This window comes from Sphingobacterium pedocola, assembly GCF_015209965.1.
In the GTDB taxonomy this organism is placed as follows: Bacteria; Bacteroidota; Bacteroidia; order Sphingobacteriales; family Sphingobacteriaceae; genus Sphingobacterium; species Sphingobacterium pedocola.
Genome location: NZ_MU158690.1, coordinates 502,341 through 522,373, shown reverse-complemented (window position 1 = coordinate 522,373; position 20,033 = coordinate 502,341). Strand labels below are relative to the sequence as shown.

Below are 20,033 nucleotides of genomic sequence, written 5' to 3'. Positions count from 1 at the left end.
GTATATTAGAAACCTTTTTTAGAAGAAATTGGTTTTGATGCAAAAGATAGATAATTCCGTACCTTACCGTTTAATATATTCATTGGGAGAACACCCCTATTTAGGCTATTTAATTGAACCTCATATCGTCCAGCTAAACTCCAATGGCTCCGACTCTTTATCATACAAGCGCGTATTTACCAATACTGTGGACGAATTTAAATCGGCACTCGATGAAGAGGATTATAAAATAATCAAGCTTTTGGATGAAATCGAACAAACACATGTCATTAAGCGATTTCACAAGAAAGCAATCCGACCAATGGATTACTTTTCTAAAATTTTTGACCAAAAAATACACCATTATATTCGTCCTAAACTGGACCAAAAAATGCTGAAGGCATTGGAACTCATCGGTGACAAACCGCTATTTCTAATGAGTAAAAAAGATGGATATCCGGCGAATCAAGCACTTAAAATAGCAGATCGACCAACTTCCATTCTCTTCCATTTTAGACGTAGTGAGGAAGAAACCCGTTATTTCCCTACACTCAAATATAATGGATATCGCATGGAGTTCATGTTTAAAAATGCGGAAGTTATTATCAACCAGCAGGCCTGGTTATTGTTAGAAAATACATTATATTATTTTGACCAACCTTTGGAAGGTAAAAAACTCAGCCCCTTTTTAAATAAAAGGTATATTGCTGTAGGACGCACCACAGAAAAGAAATATTTTGAGACTTTTGTAACCGGACTAATTGAAAAATATAACGTATACGCCGAAGGATTTGACATTAAAACCGTTAAGGAAGATGCGATTCCTGTCCTAACGTTAAATTATGTGGAAGGCGGACAATCGCATCTCAAACTTTCATTTAACTATGGAGACTATTCCTTTTCGGCCGGGGGCGAGCATAAGGTTTCTGTCCGCATGCAATACGAACCCCAAAAAGACCTGTATACCTTCATTCGTATCAAAAGATCCATTACTTGGGAAGAAAAACAACGAGAGCTTCTCAATGGATTCGGTTTACAAAAATTGGACGCTTTGTTTGGGAGCTATGTTACCGAACAAGGAAAATCCATTTTTAGTTGGCTAAATGAAAATCAACGTGCGCTTCTCGAGAAAGGCTTCATCATTCAACAAGAAACACGAGATAAGACCTTTTTTATCGGAAAAAGTTCCATAGACATAGAGGTAAACGAAGATAACGATTGGTTTGATGTACGGGCATTCGCCAATTTCGGCCCGTATAAAATACCTTTTATCCAGCTCAGGGATCATATTTTAAACCGTATTCAGGAATTTGTATTGCCTAATGGCGAAATAGCGATCCTTCCTGAGGAATGGTTTGCACAATATGAACACCTCTTCCATTTTTCAGTAAAGAAGGACATATTGCAGTTTAATAAAGCGCACATCGGCCTTCTGTACGAAATCAGCGAACATACCGCACTCACTATAAGTCGCAAACTGCAACATCTTTCCAGTTTTGAAAAAATTGCAACCATTGATCCACCTCATCATTTCACAGGACAGCTAAGGCCTTATCAGCAAGCAGGCTATAATTGGTTTCATTTCTTGCAGGAATTCAAATTTGGAGGTGTATTGGCAGATGACATGGGGCTTGGAAAAACTGTACAAACGTTAGCATTCTTACAAAAGCAAAAAGAAGATCTAAAAAGTACAGATCACGCCAAAACGTCTTTATTAATTTTACCCACTTCTCTGGTGTATAACTGGCAAAAGGAAGCAGACAGATTCGCACCTGAAATGCGCATCTTACTGCATACTGGGTCCAATCGATTCAAAGACCCCTATGCGTTCTCCCATTTCGATTTGGTCATTACCACCTATGGTATAGTGCGATCTGACGAAGTTATTCTAGGCAAGTTTTTTTTCAATTATATTATTTTAGATGAAAGCCAAAATATTAAAAACCCGACTTCTAAATCGTTCAAATCGATAAAAACACTTAAAAGCAGAAACAAATTAGCATTAAGTGGGACCCCTGTTGAAAATTCCGTTTCAGATATATGGTCGCAGATGCATTTTACGAACCCAGGTCTTTTAGGAAGCTACGCGTTTTTTCAGAAAGAATTTGTGGTCCCTATTGAAAAGAAAAAGGATGAGGAAAAAGCCAAAAGGCTTCAAGCAATTATAAAACCGTTTGTTCTTCGCCGTACGAAGAATCAAGTCGCTACAGAATTGCCGCCTAAAACGGAACAGATCATTTACTGTGAAATGACAGAAAAGCAGAGCGACAAGTACGAAACCACCAAGTCTGAGTACCGTAATGCGTTATTAGAAGGGGTCGTACAACAAGGCGGAAAAACATCACAGATCACATTGCTACAAGGGTTAACAAAATTGCGTCAACTCGCTAACCATCCGAAAATGGTCGATGAAAATTTCAGCGAAAATTCAGGTAAATTCCAAGCGGTTTTGGATATGCTAGAGTCCATTTCTTCGGAACAGAACAAAGTCTTAATTTTCTCTCAGTTTGTAAAACATCTTCAGCTTTTTAAGACACATTTTGACAAGCACAAAATCAAGTACGCCTATCTCGATGGTGCGACGAAAGACCGAGCAGATGCAGTACAAAACTTCAAAGAAGATAAGGACACAAAAATATTTCTGATATCCATCAAAGCCGGCGGTGTGGGCTTAAACTTAACAGAAGCCGATTATGTCTTTATTCTCGACCCGTGGTGGAACCCCGCTGTAGAGCAACAGGCTATCGACCGAACGCATCGCATCGGTCAAACGCAGAACGTTTTTATTTACAAATTCATCAGTAAAGATACCGTTGAAGAAAAAATAGTAGCTTTACAAAACCGCAAAAAATCAATTGCTAACTCACTCATTACGACCGAAGAAAGCTTCGTTAAATCCCTATCTAAGGATGATTTAAAGGAGTTATTAAGATAATATACCACGTGAGATCTATCTTATGCTTCTCTGTTATCGATAAAAGTAATCGGCTTACGGCTTAGTGGATTGAAAACCGAGCGTTGTAACTCTTCAAGTGCAACAAACTCAATCTTTGGAGTAACACGTAACTTAGCACGGAAATGATCCTTCACTTCATTCAGAAATTCCGCCGAAATATCGGGAGAGAATACACGAATAATGATCTCGTCGGTACCAATTTCATTATGTAAAATTTCAATTTGATGAAGCAAAATCTGGGGAAACCCAGCTAATAGATCATGCATAGCCGGCGGATATAAGGTTGTTCCCTTGTACTTTACCATATGTTGTTTTCTACCTTCCACAGCTCCTATCCGATATGTATTGCGTCCACATTTGCAAGATTCAGTATACTTACGTACCATATCGCCGGTTTTGAACCGCAACAACGGCAGCCCCTGTACACCCAATGTAGTGACAACCAATTCCCCACTCTCGCCATCGGCAACAGGCTTTTCCTCCTCATTCAATATCTCCGTAATAATCAAATCTGGCTGGACGTGACCTCCGTTGAAATGTTCACATTCCGTAAAAGCAGCTCCCATCTCTGTCGATGCATACGTCGAATACAATTTTATATCCCATTTTTCCAAGATCCGCTGTGTAAGCACTGTATTGTTCAGCTCTTTATCACGAAGCGCTTCACCTATGCAAATCACGCTTTTCACACTTGATTTTTTGTAGTCTATACCATGTTGTTCCGCAAATTCGATCAGTTTTAAGAGAAAAGAAGGAACAGAAACCAAATAATTTGGGTTGTATTTCAAAATAGAATCCCACTGCATTTGGGGAATACCTGATCCAACGCGGATGATGCCTGCACCTAACTTTCGAAGTCCCAAGAAATAGGCTAATCCAGCCATAAACCTACGGTCTATCGTCGTCATCAGCTGCACCACATCACCTTTGCGAACACCTGCAATTTGAAAAGATTGCATTTCATTTTCCGCCAATCGCTCTAAATCCGCATCCGTTAAACCAAAAGTCACAGGTGATCCTAATGTTCCGGAAGTCGTACAGTAATCGACAATTTCATATGGAGGAACACACAAAAAATCGTCATTGTGCAATTGTAAGTCGTTCTTTGAGGTGAGGGGTAATTTTCGCAGGTCTTCTATCGTCTGAATGGATTTCACATCGATTCCGTAGGTAGAAAATAACCGCTCATAGAAGGGAGAATGGTCAGCGAGATATTGTAATTGAAGTTTTAGTAACTGCTCTTGAAAGCTTTTAATTTCTTCTCTCGAGCGGTATGCTATTGTACTTTTACTCATCTTCTATTTTTAATGTTAAAATTACCCGAAGATAATAAAACTCGTGCATTATACTTTCCATTTTGTCATCTCGACGTTGGAAATTTTGAAGCAATTATTCAATTTAATACGCCCCCAAACGAATAATGATCTAAGAACTATACTTTATAAGACTTTAGAATACCTTTGACGAGCCCTCCGTTTAATAAACCGGGATTTCAAGAAGCCAATTAAGAAGATAGTGATTCACGAATATGCCCCATTAAATACGTACGTCCTAAAATTTCGGCACAAGTAGCTATCCCACCTATTGTGACACCCAAAATTCCATGCATATTTACCCCTTGTCCCGTAAAATAAAGGTTCATTATTTTTGACTTTGGAGAAATCATCGTTCGCAATGGATCATTATAATCCTTTAAAGGCCCATATAAACTACCTTCAAAATTACCGATATAATCGCGGTAAGATAGCGGTGTAGATGCATAACTTGCTTTGATTACCTTACCAAGGTCAGGAATTTTCTTTTCTACCTCAACGATCATTTGATTTATTTTCTGTTGCTTGAATCGTTCATATGACTCCCCCCGCTCCCCCATTTCTGCAACAGTATTAAACGTATCATTCCATTCTTTCAATTCATCAAACCGCATATAGCTGAGGATGGTGATCGTATCTGCATAACCCACATTATGTTTGTCTTCCGTCATAGAAAGCATATACATGGCAGGCCAATTAGTAATCGAATATCCAGAGGCCGACCAAACTGATTCCAAATTCCGATGATAAAAAAGATTAGAAGGGTTATAAAACACTTTTTTCTCCAAAAGCACGAGATGTACACTGAAAGAGGATACCGTAACAGGCAGCGCAGTAATACGTTCAAAATAAGCCTTGCGGAAATAGTTCCGCCCTATTTGCTGCAGAGTTAATTTCGGATCTGTATTCGAAATAAATAAATCGGCAGTATATCGATTGCCTTCCGCCGTTTCGACATCGGCAATTTTCCCTTCCTTTAAATGATATTTTATGACTTCTTGCCGTTTATAGGCTTGGCCGCCAAGTTTTTTCAGCCTCCGAATCAATAATTTACTAATTTGACTTCCTCCATTTACGCAGCGGAAAGCACTTAGTATATAGGAATTGACAGAAAGCGCATGCACATAAAAGGGGGTTTTCGATTCCTCCCCCGCATACAAAAAATTAGCCCCTACCAGCACCGCTTTCAGTTTATTATTAGTCGTGAGGTCGTCGAAATACTTCTTCACGCTTAAATCTAAAACATGTTGTGGATAGGTCTGTTTATCTTCAAGATTGTATAACGGAAAAGCCCTACATATATCTTGTAGATCCACTACGTATTTTCGCAACGCCTCCCCCTCATCTGGAAAATAAACTAGCAGTTCATTTACAAACCTGTCATATCCCTGAGCAATAGGATATCTATTTTCATCGCCATCAAATAAGATTTCATCAAAAACTGTTGGCATACGCTCTAATTTTAACGAAGACATTATTCCCAGGTAAGAAAAATATTGAAACAGATTTTGCCCCTCATCCAGTCCTCCAAGGTAATGCACTCCCGTATCAAATATTTTTTTATTGCGCGAGAAGGTTTGTAAATTACCTCCAAATTGACTGTTCTTTTCGAGAACACAAACACGATAACCTTGTTTGGCCATCACAACAGCCGACACCAGTCCCCCTAATCCACTACCTACTATTATGACGTCGAATTCCTCCGTTGTCATATTACCTTCTTTTTAGTACATCACAAAAAAGTTCTTCGTCATTGCGAGAAGGAGGTACGACGACGAAGCAATCTCTATGGAAGAAAAACGCAGATTGCTTCGTCATACTTCCTCGCAATGACGCGTTTTTTATTTTGTTTTCAAGTTTTCTCATGTATTGTATACTTTCTTGTAAATTTCGATTTTGTTTCCAACACGTATTCTTTCAAAACCCGCTCGGATCAAGGAGTCCAAATCATTCAATGTGTTCACATTTATTATTTTTGAAAAACCAGCAAGATCAATCGATGCTATTTCATTAGTCCCCAACAAAGTCGATATCAACAAAATATCACCCATTTCCATTTCCGCTTCGAATCGAATCCGTCGATGTTGTTTCCAATAAATACTGTTGGCCACTTCACGCTTTTCTCGATCAGCTATAACTCCCGTCAATCTCCTCGATCCATCCTGTAAGGATAACAAATAATCCAATTCGCCATAGGAATCTGAGAGGTGCACCACATTGCATCTTCCAGATATATGCGAATCTACATTATAGAACAGTTCTTTATTTGCTTCTAGACTTGACCGTACAGACTCCGTTATATCGCGGTCCTTATACAGGTAAGCAGTATTTATTTTAAATATAAAATAATTTTCATCTTCTAATTCTCCTCTCCATATATTGTATTCTTGGCGAAAATAGGCTGATATGATTTTAGTTCGATCCGAATAGACTGCTCCAAAAGTGAGATCGTCAATTGCTATCCGCTTTCCGATAATCGCTGTCAATTTTCCGTTGAAAGTCATGAAATCACCTTTTGGCAATACATCGCCATTTCCGTGTATATAGATTGGAAGGATATCCATTTTAAGCTGTTCAGCCAAATAAAATGCGCCCTTGTGAAAACGCCCAATCCTATTATCATACGAACGCGTGCCTTCGGGAAAAACAACAATCGAAAAACCATCTTCCACCTTCCCTCGGATCAACTCCAAACTTTCTTCTACACCCTTACTTATAGGATAAAACCCTAAAGCCTGAACAGCCTTTCCAAAAATCGGAGATCTCCAAACCCAGTCATTCACCAATAACATCATTTTAGGGATCAGCATGCCCATTGTTAGTGTGTCTAAAAAAGAACTGTGATTAGCAATAATAATCGCTGGCTTTTTAAAATTTTCCTGATGCGGGTTAATAGTCGTCTTCCGTGTTAACGGATGAAGATACAGCACCGACTTCATAAATGTCCCTGTTATACTGCGGAATAAACTTTTCTGCCGCTCTTTACCTATCGGAAGAAGTGGAAAAACAAACCGCCCTATACCTGACACGATCAAACAACCTAAACCATAATAAGCGAAAAGCAGAATAGAAAAAATTAAGATGGTTAACGTAAAGGGAGATTTTCCCTTTTTTGCACGATCAGAGATAAAGAACCGAAATAATATCGGATAGAAAACAAAGGTGATAATAACCGCCGCAAACACGCCTATCAACGATACAGAAGAAATAGAAACTAATGCAGGATGCTTGGCGAATATTAATGCGCCGATTGCCAACACAGTCGTCAAAACAGCCAATAGGATTGATGTGCGATAGATCTGTAATTCATCCTTTCCTGTCGCGTATTGCTTCTGAAGCGCCGTGGTCATGAAAATACTAAAATCAACACCGTGCCCAAATATCAATGTGCAAACTATAGCACTGAAAATATTGAATTCAAGTCCAAAAACCCCCATCAAACCTGCCGTTACCAATCCCGTTAGCCCAATTGGAATAGAAGCCAGCAGCACTAATTCTATCCGTTTAAAAAAGAACCAAAGTATCAACAAGACCGCCACAAATGAGTAACTGACAAGCGAATTAAAGTCGTCTCGAAGTTTCCCTAAATACGTTTCGTTTAATTGCTTTCTATCGATCACGACCACACCTTCCAGTAATTCCAAGGATTTGACTAAATCGTTCCGGTGTACTTCCTCCAATTTCACCAAACTCGACACCGTAAAAAAATGTCCTTTGCTTGCCACAAAGTCTGTTAAACCCATATTCGGTGCATCTTGAAAATCGCTGTAGGTCAACGGCGTAAAATCTTTCGCCAACAAGTTGTAGAATTCCTGATGTGCGTCAGCGCTAAACCCGTAGACCGCTCCCTCTTTTCGAATCTGCCTTTCCAACGTTGTTTTGTTGTAATAGTGCCAAAAAGAATTCCACTCCGCGATTTGTTGGCGTTGGTCTCGTGCAGATTTCAGCAGTGCATTGATATTGGAGAAACTTTTTACCTCACCCCGCTCTTTCGCGGCCAACAGCACATTGGCAATTTCTACATTACGTTCCAGCGCCGTATCCAGTGTATTTCCGGTAGCCACTACATACAAAGACTTGGCAGACGAACTTGTTAATTTATCAAGCTTTTGATCCACACCTTTCAAATCTGCCGGGATATAGTTCAAATCTGACAAGTCATTGTTGAAAGTGACCTTACGACTCGTAAAAAAACTAACAAAAATCAATAATAGACAGATGCCAACCAGAGCCTTACTGCGTTCAAATGGAAATGCCGCGATTTTATCTATAAAACTATTGTGTGTTAATGTGCTCTTTGGACTATAGAGGTGAGGGATGATCAGTAACGTAAATATTGCAGAAGAGAATACCGTGATCGCAGCGAAAATACCAAGATCTATCAACGCTTCAGAATGTACAAATAACAAACACAGAAAGGCGACAGAAGTCGTAGCCCCACTCATGACAAGCGGTTTCGTCAATTCCTTGTACAGGGTTTTAACGTCGGTATTCTTCTTATAATGTGTTAGCACATGCAACGCATAGTCTATCGTAATCCCAATTAAAACCGCTCCTATACTTATGGAAATGGCTGATATCACCGGCTTATACAGATACACACAACCTAAAGCAAACACACCTGCAAAAATTGTAGGAATAAATACGAGCAATGGAATATAGATCTTGCGGTAAAAGAAAACCAGAAGAATCATCAAGATACTCATTGAAATCAGCACCGTCTTCGTGATGTCTGATTTTATTTGGTCAGCATTGGCTACTGCAACTAATGCCGATCCGAAATAAAAAACCTTAGCCCTATTTTCAAACTTCGTATTTAGCGTCTTTTGTATCGCATACAATTTATTTGCAAAAGCTTTATTATGCTCCGTTTCAACACCCACATATTTAGGTGACAGGAACAGAAGTACAGCACTGGAATCCCTGGTCGTAACAAATCCATTATGCAGGATAAAATTCTCCCCTACATTTACCTGCTGTAATTTTTCCAATCCCAGAAAAGCCAACCCTAACGGATCCTTTTGAATGAAATCCGTAGCCACAAATCCGGTAGGCGAGATCAACGTATGATAATTCGCAGCAGCTTTTGCTTTTATTGCTGTGGGTGTAATTTTGTTCGCGATGCTGTCATAATCTGTTGATGTTAAAAAAACTGGAAGATTTTGGAAAACGAAATCATAAGTCTCCCCCAGATCCTCATTGGTTATCTGTCCGATGATCTCAGAAATATACACGGTATCCTGTAATAGTGTATCTGCAATCTCTTGAGCGAGGGAAGTGACATCATCGATACTGCCGTCTCTATCCTTTTCTAGAAGAACGGTGATTTTATCCGAAAAGTTAATTTGCTGGATGACTTCGGTTGTTAAGCTCGAATTCTCACTTTTAGGAATAATCTGCGTAATATCCTCTTCAAAGCGAATCTTGGATGCTAAATACCCAAAGATGACAAGGAATAGCACGGCAACACACCACGAAAAAAAACGATTTCGTTGTACCCAACAATAGATATGGTAAAATAGGTTGTGCATTAATCAGCAGACACCGTCCTGTTATTTCTTAATTTGATCAACACATAACTCCCGAAACCGGTAAGTAATGCCATTGCCGTAGCTAAGATAAGGCTCCCTACTAAATATTGAACTAAATGAGATTGAATAATTGCAAAACTAATCTCATCAGGATAAAATAGACTTTGTTGCTTTACAGCAGGTACTATGAGACTTCCCATCGCTAAGGAGCCGTAAATAATTATGGGAATAAAAGGGGGAAGGCTAATGTTTGAAAAAGCAAAAGCCAAAATTTTATTTAAGCGTAAAAAAACAGATAAAGTAATCACTATAGCTGTCTGAAAGCCCCAAACGGGTGCTATGCCCATGAAGACACCAAGACCAATAGATGCGGCCATTTTTTCAGGAGAATCTTCACTTCCAAAAATATTCTCTTTCACAAAATCAGTGAGATTTTTTTTTTTGAAAGAACGAATTAAATTTCGGGGAACAATATAGAAAAAGGTTAAGAACACCAATATCGTATTCAATATGCTGATTCGCGTGAAATCCCTGAATGGTCTAAAGTGAGACACACGTTCCTCCGGATCATACAATACCCGGACAGGCACATTTTTTACGGTCACACCATTCCAAGCAGATCGTACGATTATCTCTATTTCAAATTCAAATTTGCGCGTGTAAAAACGAGATGGAATTACCCCTAAAGGATAGGCACGATACCCAGATTGGGTATCGGTTAATTTAATTCCAGTCTCAAACCAAAACCAGAAGTTGGAAAATTTATTCCCGAAACTACTCTTTTTGGGAACCGATTCATGCGACATATTCCGACTGCCTATCAGTAGTAAAGGCGCTGAAGCCTGCCTTATTTCTTCCACAAAAATGGGTAAATCGCTGGCGTAATGCTGTCCGTCAGAATCGATGGTGATTGCGTAGTTGAACCCTAATTCTTTTGCTTTTTTCAGACCCGAGCGCAGCGCCATCCCCTTGCCTTTATTCGCTGCAAATGTAATATGATGCAGTTGCGGATACACTGCTAAAATTTGAAAGGTGCTATCCGTAGAGCCATCATTTACGACAATAATCTGATCGGTATATTCCAACACCCCATCCAAAACACGTTGTAGGGTTTTATGGTTGTTATACGTCGGTACGACAACCACTATACCTAATTGGCTCATTTGTATATGAATAGGTTGTTGCATCTTTACCGCATCTATTTTGATAGCTTATCAATTTCCGAAGCAGTGAAAACTCCAGAACGTTTTGTTACATACCGCCTTACCAGATCTTTTACAGCAGTATTTTGAGCAGAAAAGTTAGTCAAAATCATCTGTTTATCCGTATCTATATCCATCTTATATTTGAGTATCTTGGGTGTATTTTCTTGAATAATTAAACGAATTAATCTAATCTCCACATTATTAGGCGCACTCTTAACAGCGGCTTCTATATTCTTGATTCCAGCCACAACTAATTCTTTCTTATCTTTCTTATCTGTAATATACCGAGCCTGTAAACCATATACAGCTCCTTTATACGCTTGGATAACCGGATCTCCTTTATCGTAACCCTTCAGTATATGATACAAGTGTTCGGTATTCGCTTTCGAATTATCTGCTTTCTCAAAATCGGCACGAATAGTGCCCAAATCAATCGGAGAAATCCAGAAACAGGAAAGAACTAAAGCTACTAAAATCTTCATATTATTTCAATCTATACGTACTTACCAACTTCAATGCTATTGTATCATCAAAGTATGTTACATTTTTCACTTTATATTCTGACTCTTCAGAACCCGAAATGTCAAGTTCTAATTTTAGATCAGGGTTAATTTCTGGATTAATCAGCGCCATGAATTTAACATTCGATGCTTTGTGCATAAAGAGCGGTCTTTTCACAACACTTTCAGTTAGCTCTTTAATAATCTGCATCATGCATACACCCGGCGTAACCGGATTATTTGGAAAGTGCCCCTCGAAAATAGCGTGACCTTTATTCAATGTTATATGCGCTATATATTTTTGATCCTCGACCTGTTCCAATGCACGCAACGTATAAAAGTCTTGTAAAAGCATATATGGTTCTTTAGATTTCAAACTTAGATAAAATGCTTTGCATTAGGGGTAAAATTCCGCCAAAAAGTTTTTCGGGGTACCCCATATTTTGGCGGAATATTACCCCCTCCGCGCCAGACCGATGTACTATGTTTGTATCGTTGCAACAAGAGTTCGTAAATGTTTAGTGTTTGATTTAAATTTTTTCAATTATGGCAATTAACTATAATGTCGCCGAAATCGGCAAACCGGGAGATCCTACGGCTCCCAAAAAGTTCTACGCACGTCCGGTAAGTGCCGGAGAAATCGTATTGGAAGATCTAGCTTCTGATATTTCACATGCTTCGTCTATAAACGAAGCCGATGTATATGCTGTGCTGCAGAGTCTGCTCAGGGAGATTCCGCGCAACATCTCGCGGGGATACATTGTCCGTCTGGGCAATCTGGGTTCCTTTCGTCTGGGCTCGAACAGTACCGGCACCGATACAAGGGAAGAGGTCAGCGCTACGAACATCGTTCGTACACGTTTGATTTTCCACCCGGGCAAGCAGCTAAAGACGCTCCTGCAGGGTTTAACTTTTAAGAAAACCGAGTAGTTCGCCTTTTTGAATTACAGGCCGAAGTCTGCATCTATTGGGTACAGACTTTTTTTTGCCCTAAAAAAAGCCTAAAACGACTGTGTTAAAATAAAAAAACGCTTCGTAAACTTTCCAAAACCTGTGGACAAGTTGACAAAGTTCACGAAGCGTTTTAAAAAATGACTTCGACGGGTTTATAAAGCCGCTAAACGTACTTTTCTGACACAAGAAACATTTCTTTGAAATTAATTTAATTAAATAAATTAAATGTTATTTAACGTGATTTCAGTTCAAATCTATTCAATTATATCGCATTGAATGAGCATATAGGATAGATTTTTACAACTCAAAAATAGCATCAGCAATGGCTTCATTCACCCGATGATGACTAAAGACAAATCGGGTAAACCCGTTAGCGTTATCTAATAACTTTACTTCAGAAACCTGATAGCTGGACTTATCAAAATAAAGGACAAGCTGTTTCATCGCTTTTTTCACGTCCTTTGCTAGGGGATCTAATTTCAGAATATACTGCGTATTGGTTTGGAAATAAGAAGGTGAAAATTCCGTTCCCTGATAACCACTGCCGTTCATATTGGATTGGATAGCCTGACTAATCTTCTCAAACTGCTTACTACGCGACATATCCATCGTTTTTTTACTACCCTTTTCTTCTACCGTGATTTTTTTATCTTTAAAAATTAAGGCTGAAGATACCGGATTACGGTAGATCCACGCTAATCTATCTGGATTCTTTACGTAAAATTTGCCTGAGGAAACCAGTTCGTTCTTGACAAAACTCACTTTCTTGTACTGTGTAAAGTCGGCCGTCAACGTTTTCAACTGGACGGACTTCCGCATAACACTTTGGAAATTTGCGACATCCGAAGCCGACATTTTTTGTTCCTGGGTAAAGCCCATTGATACCCAACAGCAAAAAAAAGTAAATACAACTATCTTAATGTTCATACGCCTGCAAATTTAACAATTCATCGACCGTTACCGATTGAACGCTTTCCTGATGCATGTATTCTAAGAGACGAGCCACAACACGAAGTGTCTTATTCGATGTATCATGAAACAAAATAATATCCCCCTGCACCAAACGTTTAGATACACGATCAAATATTTTATTTTCGTCAACAATTATGGTATCCAACGAACGATTACTCCAACCGATAACATGATGTCTAGTCTCTTGGACTGCTTTAGCAACAGAAGGATTAGTTACACCAAACGGCGGTCTAAAAAAACGCGGCTTATGCGGCACAATATCATTGATAGCGGCATCACAACTGTCAATTTCCTGTTCCACTTGATGTGCATTCAAAAACCCGAATGCTTTAGCATGATTCATGGTATGGTTGCCGATCGTATGTCCCTCTTCTATAATTTTCCTGAAGATATCTGGATGTTTGTTAATCTGTTTTCCGATACAGAAAAAAGTAGCTTTAGCCTGATGTTGTTTTAGTAACGCTAAAATTTCAAGTGTAATCGGGGTGGGTCCGTCATCAAAAGTAAGCGCAATTCTCCGACGGCTTTCACGTTGTTTTTTATAAAATACATCTGTAAAATAGCCTTGCCGGATATCAAAAGAACCCCAGGTCGTAATACCTAGCCAAATGAACAGAACCAAGAATACCCACCACCAGGAGCTAACGGCAAATAAAGCGAGGAGCGCGCTTATAATTCCGAGCACGACTAAAGCGGGTATTATGTTTTTATGTTTCCACATGGCACAATAACGTGAGGCTATGATCTTTTCCTAAGTATTGGTTATATAGTAAAACATACTTTAACGCGGAATGTTTGACAGCATTCCATTGAATAGTTGGTGGGATGATCTGATTCTTTAAAACAAAAGCAGCGGCCGCTAGTCCAAATGCAGACGCCACATCCGATTGCCCAACAAGGTGTTTGTAGAAAATCTGTGGCTTATCCGCGAATAAAGCGCAAAAGGAGGTATAATATCCGTCGTACATCAAATCGCCATTATTACCAATGATAACAGCTGATATATCTGCCAATCGAATCTGATTTTGGGTTAAAAAAGAAGTTATAAAGTCGGTTACCTCCTCTGTTGCTAACTTATTCTGGATAGATACTTCCAAAATTTGGGCATAGGTAGTTTCTTTTTTCGCTGTACTCAGCGCGAAGAATGTTCCGCCTTCTCCGAAATTGACCCCTGGAGATTGCGAATCCCTAAGTCTTTCTTCCGTTCCATTCGCCTTCACCTCTTTTACCAACTGTTTAAGAAGAAAAGTTTGTCCTGCGATTTCATCTATCCCACCTATCAAGACTTGATTCGCTTCTTCAGACTCCATCTGTAAAAGTGCATCCAATAAGGCAGATTCAAACGATGTCGAACCGTTCACATAGGTAAAATTGTACGATTTACAGCCCAATCTTAGGGCTATTTGCGCGCCTACTGTATTATGCGTAGACTGAATAAACGAAGTGGGTGTCAAAAACTGTTCATCATTATCCAACACATTCCTCAGGAATTTTTCGGAATCCTCCAAACATCCAAGCCCCGTACCTGTAATGATCGCATCTACCTGATCCATCTCCGCCTCATCCAAAGCTTGTTGGGAAGCAAATATCCCCATCTTAATACCCTTCGACATCCTCCGAATCATTGCCGGAGGTATCAGTTCTTTATAAGAAGGCTGGATCGCCATGGCCAACGGATTACTGATTTCTGTTATATGTGTAAAAGGGTCTTCGCTCCAAGTACCTTGTGCATTGACCGCTCCTATTCCATTAATATAACACGGATTCTTCATTAGGCTTTTGAGAATATTAACGTGGAACAATTTCCTCCAAACCCGAAGGAGTTGGACAATACGTGATTTACGGATTGTTGAAGTAATCCCGTTTGTGGCAACAGATGAATTTCTTCCATCGGAGTTTCGAAGTTAAGATTCGGAAATATTACATCATTTTGCAAGGCCAGTATACTATACACAGCTTCTATTCCTGCCGCAGCAGCCAATGTATGCCCTGTATATGCCTTCGTCGAACTAAATGCAGGTACGTGTTCGCCAAATACCCGAATAAGGGCATGGCCTTCCGATAAATCATTATTCGGTGTAGCTGTACCATGTGCATTGATGTAATTAATATCCTGCGGACTTAACCCTGCGATTTCAAATGCTTTTTTCATGGCCAAGTACGCCCCCTCACCATTTTCGGATGAGGCCGTCTGATGAAAAGCATCATTGGCATTACCGTATCCGGAGAGGTAAGCAAGTACTTCTTTGCTTTCCTTTTCAACGATTTCAGCCGATTCAAGAATCAAGTATGCTGCCGCTTCTCCCAGATTCAATCCTTTCCGATTTTGATCAAAGGGCTTGCAGTATGTATCCGACAGAATCATTAATGTATTGAATCCATTCAATGTAAACTTACTTAGTGCATCTGTCCCCCCCACGATTACGCGATCCAGTCTACCGGATTTAATTAATTGCGCGCCCAACATAATGGCATTTGCGGCCGATGAACAGGCTGTGCTTATTGTAGTAACGAAGCCCTTCAAGCCTAAGTAGTCGGCTATATGTTGAGAAGATACACCGGCATCATGACTGGCAATATAGCGATGAAGCTCGGGATTGTTTTCATATGCGTAAAAATACTTCTCGGTAATATCCATACCTCCGACGCTGGTTGAAGAAACCAACCCCGTCCGATAATTTTGCGATGTCACATCAATCTGAGCACTCGCTACAGCCTGTTGGGCAGCCAAAGCTCCCAACATACCGGTACGTGTCATACTATTATCAATCGGGAGCTGCAATTTTTTGCTCAACTGCTCGTTGGATAGTTTTATTTCCCCTACCCGCACCTTATCCAGCAAAGAAGTCTCGAAATTGTCTACCCGCGTAATTCCTTTCTGTGCATTGCGCAAGGAATTGAGGTTCTCAGCCACCGATAATCCGATAGCCGATACGATTCCCATACCTGTGACAGCAACACGGTTCTTCATTCTTATTTCGTTCGGTTTTTAGCGATGTAATCTGCCATGGTATTTACAGATTCGAAAATGGATTTACCTTGTTTAGGATCACTCAATTTAATACCATATTCTTTATCTAAAAGTACAATAAGCTCCAATGCATCAATAGAATCCAGACCTAATCCATCACCAAATAAAGCGTCAGAATCATCGATATCAGCTACCGCAACATCTTCCAAGTTTAACACTTCAATGATTTTACCCTTTAGTTCCTCTTTTAACTCTTCCATTTTTAATTTTTAACTAATTGATTAATATTATTTATTGTATGTAGCTTAGTTCCCGCACGTTCAACAAGATACAAAACTGCTTTATAATTTTCTTCGAAAAGTTCAACCCAGCCACATAATACTTTTTTTGCCTTCTGGCTTGCTAATAGATACGTCGCATAGTTTGAAATAGTGACCACATCGAATGCATCACTCACGAAAAAGACCTGCTCGGATTTCATCCCATGGCGGATACTAATTTCACCTCCGCATATATTGGCCAGTGTATATACAAAAACAGCCGGACTCGGATAAAAATTAGCGGCATCTTGAATACTCTCCTGATGCTTTACATCCGTGTCCAAACTTCCCGATTTATTGGCCAAAACCAATGCAATATCTTCTTTATCCTCCTCATCTCTTAACAGCACTTCGGCGGATAAAAAAGCCAGTTTGCTTAGATTATCCATTTTGTAAAATTTGGGATAATCTAGCTGTTGGTACTTAAAAGCCTGCTTGATAAAATCAGAAAATTGAGCTTCGCCTGCATGAAAAATAACATTTCCATCAACAGAAATAAGTCCCTTTTCTATTTTACTATAATGCGATATGTACAATGCGCTATCCATTAACTTTTTTCAAAATTGCTGCGGCATTACTACCACCGAAGCCCGAAGCCGTCTTCAAAATATAGGTTAGCGGAACATCCATCTTTTGGGTAATGATATTGACATCCTTCGAGGTTCCCCTACTGACAAATCCTTTGGTAGGGATCAATTTGTTATGCCGAAGGGATAGAATAGAAATAATTAATTCCAACAATCCAGACGCACCCAGTGTATGTCCATAATAACCCTTCAAACTATTCAACGGAATGTCATTCATCCCCAAACGATCAAAAGCGATCGCTTCCATTTCATCATTATATGGGGTAGCTGTTCCATGAGCTGATATAAAATCAATCGCAGAGGCGTCGATACCGGCTTCGTTCAATGCGGAAGAAATACTCCGATATAATCCTTCTCCCGTTCTCGACGGGCCGGAAATATGATTTGCATCATTGATCGCGCCTTCACCTACAATTTCTACTAACGCATGTTCTGGTGATTTGGTCACCAAAATAGCGCCCGCAGCTTCGCCCAGCGTCACACCGTCACGTCCTGAATCGAATGGTTTACACGGTTTGGCACTCATCGCTTGAAAAGCATTAAATCCAGACAGTACAAACTCACTTACTTTATCTCCGGCCAACACGAAAACTTCATCGAATTGTCCCGTCTGTATAAGTCTTTTGGCAACTGAAACGGCTAAAACTCCAGACACACATGCATGCGAGACTACGATAGGTCGCGTAATAAATCCGAAAAGGCTACTCATCTTAAAGGCCAACTTATGCAACTGCGCTTCCTCGGACTTCCCCTCCGACAAAAACTCTATATTTCCTTTTGTTGTCGATAGAATAAAACCTGTCTTTGCACCTAGAGGTTTTGACCGTACCATCGGTTCAAGGGTCAAATAAAGCATCCTTTCCAAATACGTCAAATCCGTTCGTACAGTCGGAAGATCTTTTATTTTTGCGGTATAAATATTTTCAAAACATCCTACTGTATGCACGTCGATACCCGTATCTTCTTTCAGTATGGCAATCCAGTTATCCTGTAAATCCAAACCTAAAGGAGTTACACAATTCATATCTGATATGTACACAGGAGAAAACACGTTATAATAAGTTCATTTTTTTCTTCCAATCCATGATAAAAGCCGGTGTATTTAACACCAAATTATTCGCTGCATCTAAAAAAACCTGAACTGTTTCTCCGGTGCACACTAACTGATTATGCGCATTAAAAATACGATACCGAAAGATCAATTTCGCCGTAGGTGTATCCACAAATGTGGTCTCAATACGGCATATGTCACCGTACCGAAGTGGTAGCTTATGCTCACAAATTGATTTTACAATTGGTGTAGTATAACCTTCGCATTGTACGGTAAGGTAATCTATTCCGTGTAACAGGCCAAAAGCCTCTCTTCCATCTTCGAAATAAGAAATATAGTGGCCGTGCCACACGATACCCAACGAGTCTACCTCATTAAAGCGAATACTCACTTCTTTCGAAACGGTGAGGTGAAGGATTTCGTTATATAGTTCTTTTCTTTTTATCATATATAATGGCGATAGCTATTGTAAACCCAAAAAACAAAAATAGCAAAATAATCTCAGGCATGATATCTATCCATGATCCATTCCGGAGCAACACATCGTAAAACCCGTTCAGCGCCCAATTCATCGGCGAAATTTTAGAAATAATTTGCATTACCTTGGGCATAATAAATACGGGAACCCATACCCCGCCAATTGCCGCCAATATCACGACGAAAGTAGCACCAAAAGGTGCAGACTGCTCTTGTGTAGTCGCAATCGTACCGACCGCTATACCCGTTCCAATCGCAGCCAATCCAGAAAATACTGCTAAAACCGAAAGTTTCAAGAAGTTGTTGTCGATTTCAAAAGCCGGAATCCCCATGAGCGGAAATAAGTAGACACCAACAGCCAACATCAAATAAAACTGTATCAGACTAATAAAAAGATAGCCAATCGTTTTACCCAAAATAAATACATAATATGGAACAGGGTTTGTAATTAAGCGGATCATCGTACCCTGCGATTTTTCCTTCACAATATTAATAGATAACGGAACGATGATAAAGAATATCGCAAATAATGTCCATGCTGGCACGTTATGCTGTCCGGCATCGGGTTTTATTACTTCGCCCTCTTTCTCAGGACCGATTTCTTTAAAAGAGATGAAGGCTTTCTGTTCGAACGCATCGTCTACCCCATCGCTGAGCTGTTCCTGAAATTTAGAATAGATGCGTCCCGTTTCGATCGTGGCAACTAGTTTATCAATAGAGCTTTTTACTGCGGTTTTGAACGAAGGTTGGGTTGCGGGATCAAAATACAGTCTAATCTCTTTAGCTACCACCGTTAGATTTTCCGCAACGATGCTGTCTTCCTCTGCATAGCTAAATTCACTCATAATACGATCCACATTCTGCTGTACTTGCTTGTTCAAATCCGATGTCATATTTGCAGGTAACACAATCGCGAGTTGAAAATCTCCTTTAAAGACAGCCTGTTTCGCTTTCTCTTCGATAAGCGGTGTACCATCTATCTGATTGACTAAGGTAAAGTTCCCTATTGATCCCAATTCCCTTTGGATAGCATGCGAGATAGAATCCTGATCATTGTCTACGAGTAATACCGGAATTTTAGCACCTGTTAACGAATCAAAAGAACCTTTTTGCACGACGGTAATCGTGATAAGAAGCAACAGTGGCATCACAAAGAGGATGATGAGTCCACCGACATCCCGTATCTGCAATAACAATTCTTTTTTGACTGCCATTCC

17 protein-coding genes are annotated in these 20,033 nt (G+C 39.7%); 2 read left to right on the top strand and 15 right to left on the bottom strand.

Annotation, left to right across the window (positions count from 1 at the left end):
• Nucleotides 1–37 precede the first annotated feature (37 nt).
• Nucleotides 38–2,914 carry a DEAD/DEAH box helicase gene (locus C4F40_RS12300; RefSeq protein ID WP_196939696.1) on the top strand — a complete coding sequence of 959 codons (2,877 nt, stop codon included), beginning with the start codon at nt 38–40 and terminating at the stop codon, nt 2,912–2,914.
• A gap of 20 nt (nt 2,915–2,934) precedes the next feature.
• Here C4F40_RS12300 and C4F40_RS12295 read toward each other — a convergent pair whose 3' ends face one another.
• From C4F40_RS12295 to C4F40_RS12270, 6 genes are all read right to left on the bottom strand, one after another.
• The gene (locus C4F40_RS12295; RefSeq protein WP_196939695.1) at nt 2,935–4,230 is read right to left on the bottom strand and encodes a flexirubin biosynthesis putative acyl-CoA ligase FlxY; all 1,296 of its coding nucleotides are present in this window, start codon (nt 4,228–4,230) and stop codon (nt 2,935–2,937) included.
• A gap of 209 nt (nt 4,231–4,439) precedes the next feature.
• Nucleotides 4,440–5,960, bottom strand: coding sequence for a phytoene desaturase family protein (locus C4F40_RS12290; RefSeq protein WP_196939694.1), 1,521 nt, complete (start codon nt 5,958–5,960; stop codon nt 4,440–4,442).
• Between the two features lie 150 nt (nt 5,961–6,110).
• On the bottom strand, nt 6,111–9,779 hold the full coding sequence (locus C4F40_RS12285) for a 1-acyl-sn-glycerol-3-phosphate acyltransferase (RefSeq protein WP_196939693.1): 3,669 nt from the start codon (nt 9,777–9,779) through the stop codon (nt 6,111–6,113).
• Complete coding sequence (locus C4F40_RS12280; RefSeq protein WP_231390047.1) at nt 9,779–10,966, bottom strand: DUF2062 domain-containing protein; 1,188 nt, start codon at nt 10,964–10,966, stop codon at nt 9,779–9,781. The genes C4F40_RS12285 and C4F40_RS12280 overlap by 1 nt, the downstream gene beginning before the upstream one ends.
• An 11-nt stretch (nt 10,967–10,977) precedes the next feature.
• Nucleotides 10,978–11,466, bottom strand: a complete 489-nt coding sequence (locus C4F40_RS12275) for a hypothetical protein (RefSeq protein WP_196939691.1) — start codon at nt 11,464–11,466, stop codon at nt 10,978–10,980.
• A gap of 1 nt (nt 11,467) precedes the next feature.
• Nucleotides 11,468–11,839, bottom strand: coding sequence for a hotdog family protein (locus tag C4F40_RS12270; protein ID WP_196939690.1), 372 nt, complete (start codon nt 11,837–11,839; stop codon nt 11,468–11,470).
• Nucleotides 11,840–12,030: 191 nt separating this feature from the next.
• Between C4F40_RS12270 and C4F40_RS12265 the strand changes: the two genes are divergently transcribed.
• Nucleotides 12,031–12,414, top strand: coding sequence for an HU family DNA-binding protein (locus C4F40_RS12265; protein WP_196939689.1), 384 nt, complete (start codon nt 12,031–12,033; stop codon nt 12,412–12,414).
• A 321-nt stretch (nt 12,415–12,735) separates the two neighbouring features.
• Here C4F40_RS12265 and C4F40_RS12260 read toward each other — a convergent pair whose 3' ends face one another.
• Genes C4F40_RS12260 through C4F40_RS12220 form a run of 9 tightly spaced genes read right to left on the bottom strand, consistent with a single transcriptional unit; the run spans nt 12,736 to nt 20,030 of the window.
• Nucleotides 12,736–13,365 (bottom strand): flexirubin biosynthesis/transport protein LolA2, encoded by a 630-nt coding sequence (locus C4F40_RS12260; protein WP_196939688.1) that lies wholly within the window; start codon nt 13,363–13,365, stop codon nt 12,736–12,738.
• Nucleotides 13,355–14,131, bottom strand: a complete 777-nt coding sequence (locus tag C4F40_RS12255; RefSeq protein ID WP_196939687.1) for a polysaccharide deacetylase family protein — start codon at nt 14,129–14,131, stop codon at nt 13,355–13,357. Before C4F40_RS12255 ends, C4F40_RS12260 begins: the two co-directional genes overlap by 11 nt.
• On the bottom strand, nt 14,118–15,182 hold the full coding sequence (locus C4F40_RS12250) for a beta-ketoacyl synthase chain length factor (RefSeq protein ID WP_196939686.1): 1,065 nt from the start codon (nt 15,180–15,182) through the stop codon (nt 14,118–14,120). The genes C4F40_RS12255 and C4F40_RS12250 overlap by 14 nt, the downstream gene beginning before the upstream one ends.
• Nucleotides 15,182–16,381, bottom strand: a complete 1,200-nt coding sequence (locus C4F40_RS12245; protein ID WP_196939685.1) for a beta-ketoacyl-[acyl-carrier-protein] synthase family protein — start codon at nt 16,379–16,381, stop codon at nt 15,182–15,184. The genes C4F40_RS12250 and C4F40_RS12245 overlap by 1 nt, the downstream gene beginning before the upstream one ends.
• Before the next feature lie 2 nt (nt 16,382–16,383).
• Nucleotides 16,384–16,641, bottom strand: coding sequence for a phosphopantetheine-binding protein (locus tag C4F40_RS12240; protein WP_140937267.1), 258 nt, complete (start codon nt 16,639–16,641; stop codon nt 16,384–16,386).
• A gap of 2 nt (nt 16,642–16,643) precedes the next feature.
• Nucleotides 16,644–17,249, bottom strand: coding sequence for a hypothetical protein (locus C4F40_RS12235; protein ID WP_196939684.1), 606 nt, complete (start codon nt 17,247–17,249; stop codon nt 16,644–16,646).
• Nucleotides 17,242–18,312 (bottom strand): beta-ketoacyl-[acyl-carrier-protein] synthase family protein, encoded by a 1,071-nt coding sequence (locus tag C4F40_RS12230; protein ID WP_196939683.1) that lies wholly within the window; start codon nt 18,310–18,312, stop codon nt 17,242–17,244. The genes C4F40_RS12235 and C4F40_RS12230 overlap by 8 nt, the downstream gene beginning before the upstream one ends.
• Nucleotides 18,313–18,340: 28 nt before the next feature.
• Entirely contained in the window at nt 18,341–18,787 is a 447-nt protein-coding gene (locus C4F40_RS12225; RefSeq protein ID WP_196939682.1) for an acyl-CoA thioesterase, read from the bottom strand.
• Nucleotides 18,762–20,030, bottom strand: coding sequence for an ABC transporter permease (locus C4F40_RS12220; protein WP_196939681.1), 1,269 nt, complete (start codon nt 20,028–20,030; stop codon nt 18,762–18,764). Before C4F40_RS12220 ends, C4F40_RS12225 begins: the two co-directional genes overlap by 26 nt.
• Nucleotides 20,031–20,033 lie beyond the last annotated feature (3 nt).

Excerpts from the sequence above, each read along its gene's own strand:
- C4F40_RS12300 (WP_196939696.1), top strand. The coding sequence starts at position 38 with ATGCAAAAGATAGATAATTCCGTACCTTACCGTTTAATATATTCATTG.
- C4F40_RS12295 (WP_196939695.1), bottom strand. The coding sequence starts at position 4,230 with ATGAGTAAAAGTACAATAGCATACCGCTCGAGAGAAGAAATTAAAAGC.
- C4F40_RS12290 (WP_196939694.1), bottom strand. The coding sequence starts at position 5,960 with ATGACAACGGAGGAATTCGACGTCATAATAGTAGGTAGTGGATTAGGG.
- C4F40_RS12285 (WP_196939693.1), bottom strand. The coding sequence starts at position 9,779 with ATGCACAACCTATTTTACCATATCTATTGTTGGGTACAACGAAATCGT.
- C4F40_RS12280 (WP_231390047.1), bottom strand. The coding sequence starts at position 10,966 with ATGCAACAACCTATTCATATACAAATGAGCCAATTAGGTATAGTGGTT.
- C4F40_RS12275 (WP_196939691.1), bottom strand. The coding sequence starts at position 11,466 with ATGAAGATTTTAGTAGCTTTAGTTCTTTCCTGTTTCTGGATTTCTCCG.
- C4F40_RS12270 (WP_196939690.1), bottom strand. The coding sequence starts at position 11,839 with ATGCTTTTACAAGACTTTTATACGTTGCGTGCATTGGAACAGGTCGAG.
- C4F40_RS12265 (WP_196939689.1), top strand. The coding sequence starts at position 12,031 with ATGGCAATTAACTATAATGTCGCCGAAATCGGCAAACCGGGAGATCCT.
- C4F40_RS12260 (WP_196939688.1), bottom strand. The coding sequence starts at position 13,365 with ATGAACATTAAGATAGTTGTATTTACTTTTTTTTGCTGTTGGGTATCA.
- C4F40_RS12255 (WP_196939687.1), bottom strand. The coding sequence starts at position 14,131 with ATGTGGAAACATAAAAACATAATACCCGCTTTAGTCGTGCTCGGAATT.
- C4F40_RS12250 (WP_196939686.1), bottom strand. The coding sequence starts at position 15,182 with ATGAAGAATCCGTGTTATATTAATGGAATAGGAGCGGTCAATGCACAA.
- C4F40_RS12245 (WP_196939685.1), bottom strand. The coding sequence starts at position 16,381 with ATGAAGAACCGTGTTGCTGTCACAGGTATGGGAATCGTATCGGCTATC.
- C4F40_RS12240 (WP_140937267.1), bottom strand. The coding sequence starts at position 16,641 with ATGGAAGAGTTAAAAGAGGAACTAAAGGGTAAAATCATTGAAGTGTTA.
- C4F40_RS12235 (WP_196939684.1), bottom strand. The coding sequence starts at position 17,249 with ATGGATAGCGCATTGTACATATCGCATTATAGTAAAATAGAAAAGGGA.
- C4F40_RS12230 (WP_196939683.1), bottom strand. The coding sequence starts at position 18,312 with ATGAATTGTGTAACTCCTTTAGGTTTGGATTTACAGGATAACTGGATT.
- C4F40_RS12225 (WP_196939682.1), bottom strand. The coding sequence starts at position 18,787 with ATGATAAAAAGAAAAGAACTATATAACGAAATCCTTCACCTCACCGTT.
- C4F40_RS12220 (WP_196939681.1), bottom strand. The coding sequence starts at position 20,030 with ATGGCAGTCAAAAAAGAATTGTTATTGCAGATACGGGATGTCGGTGGA.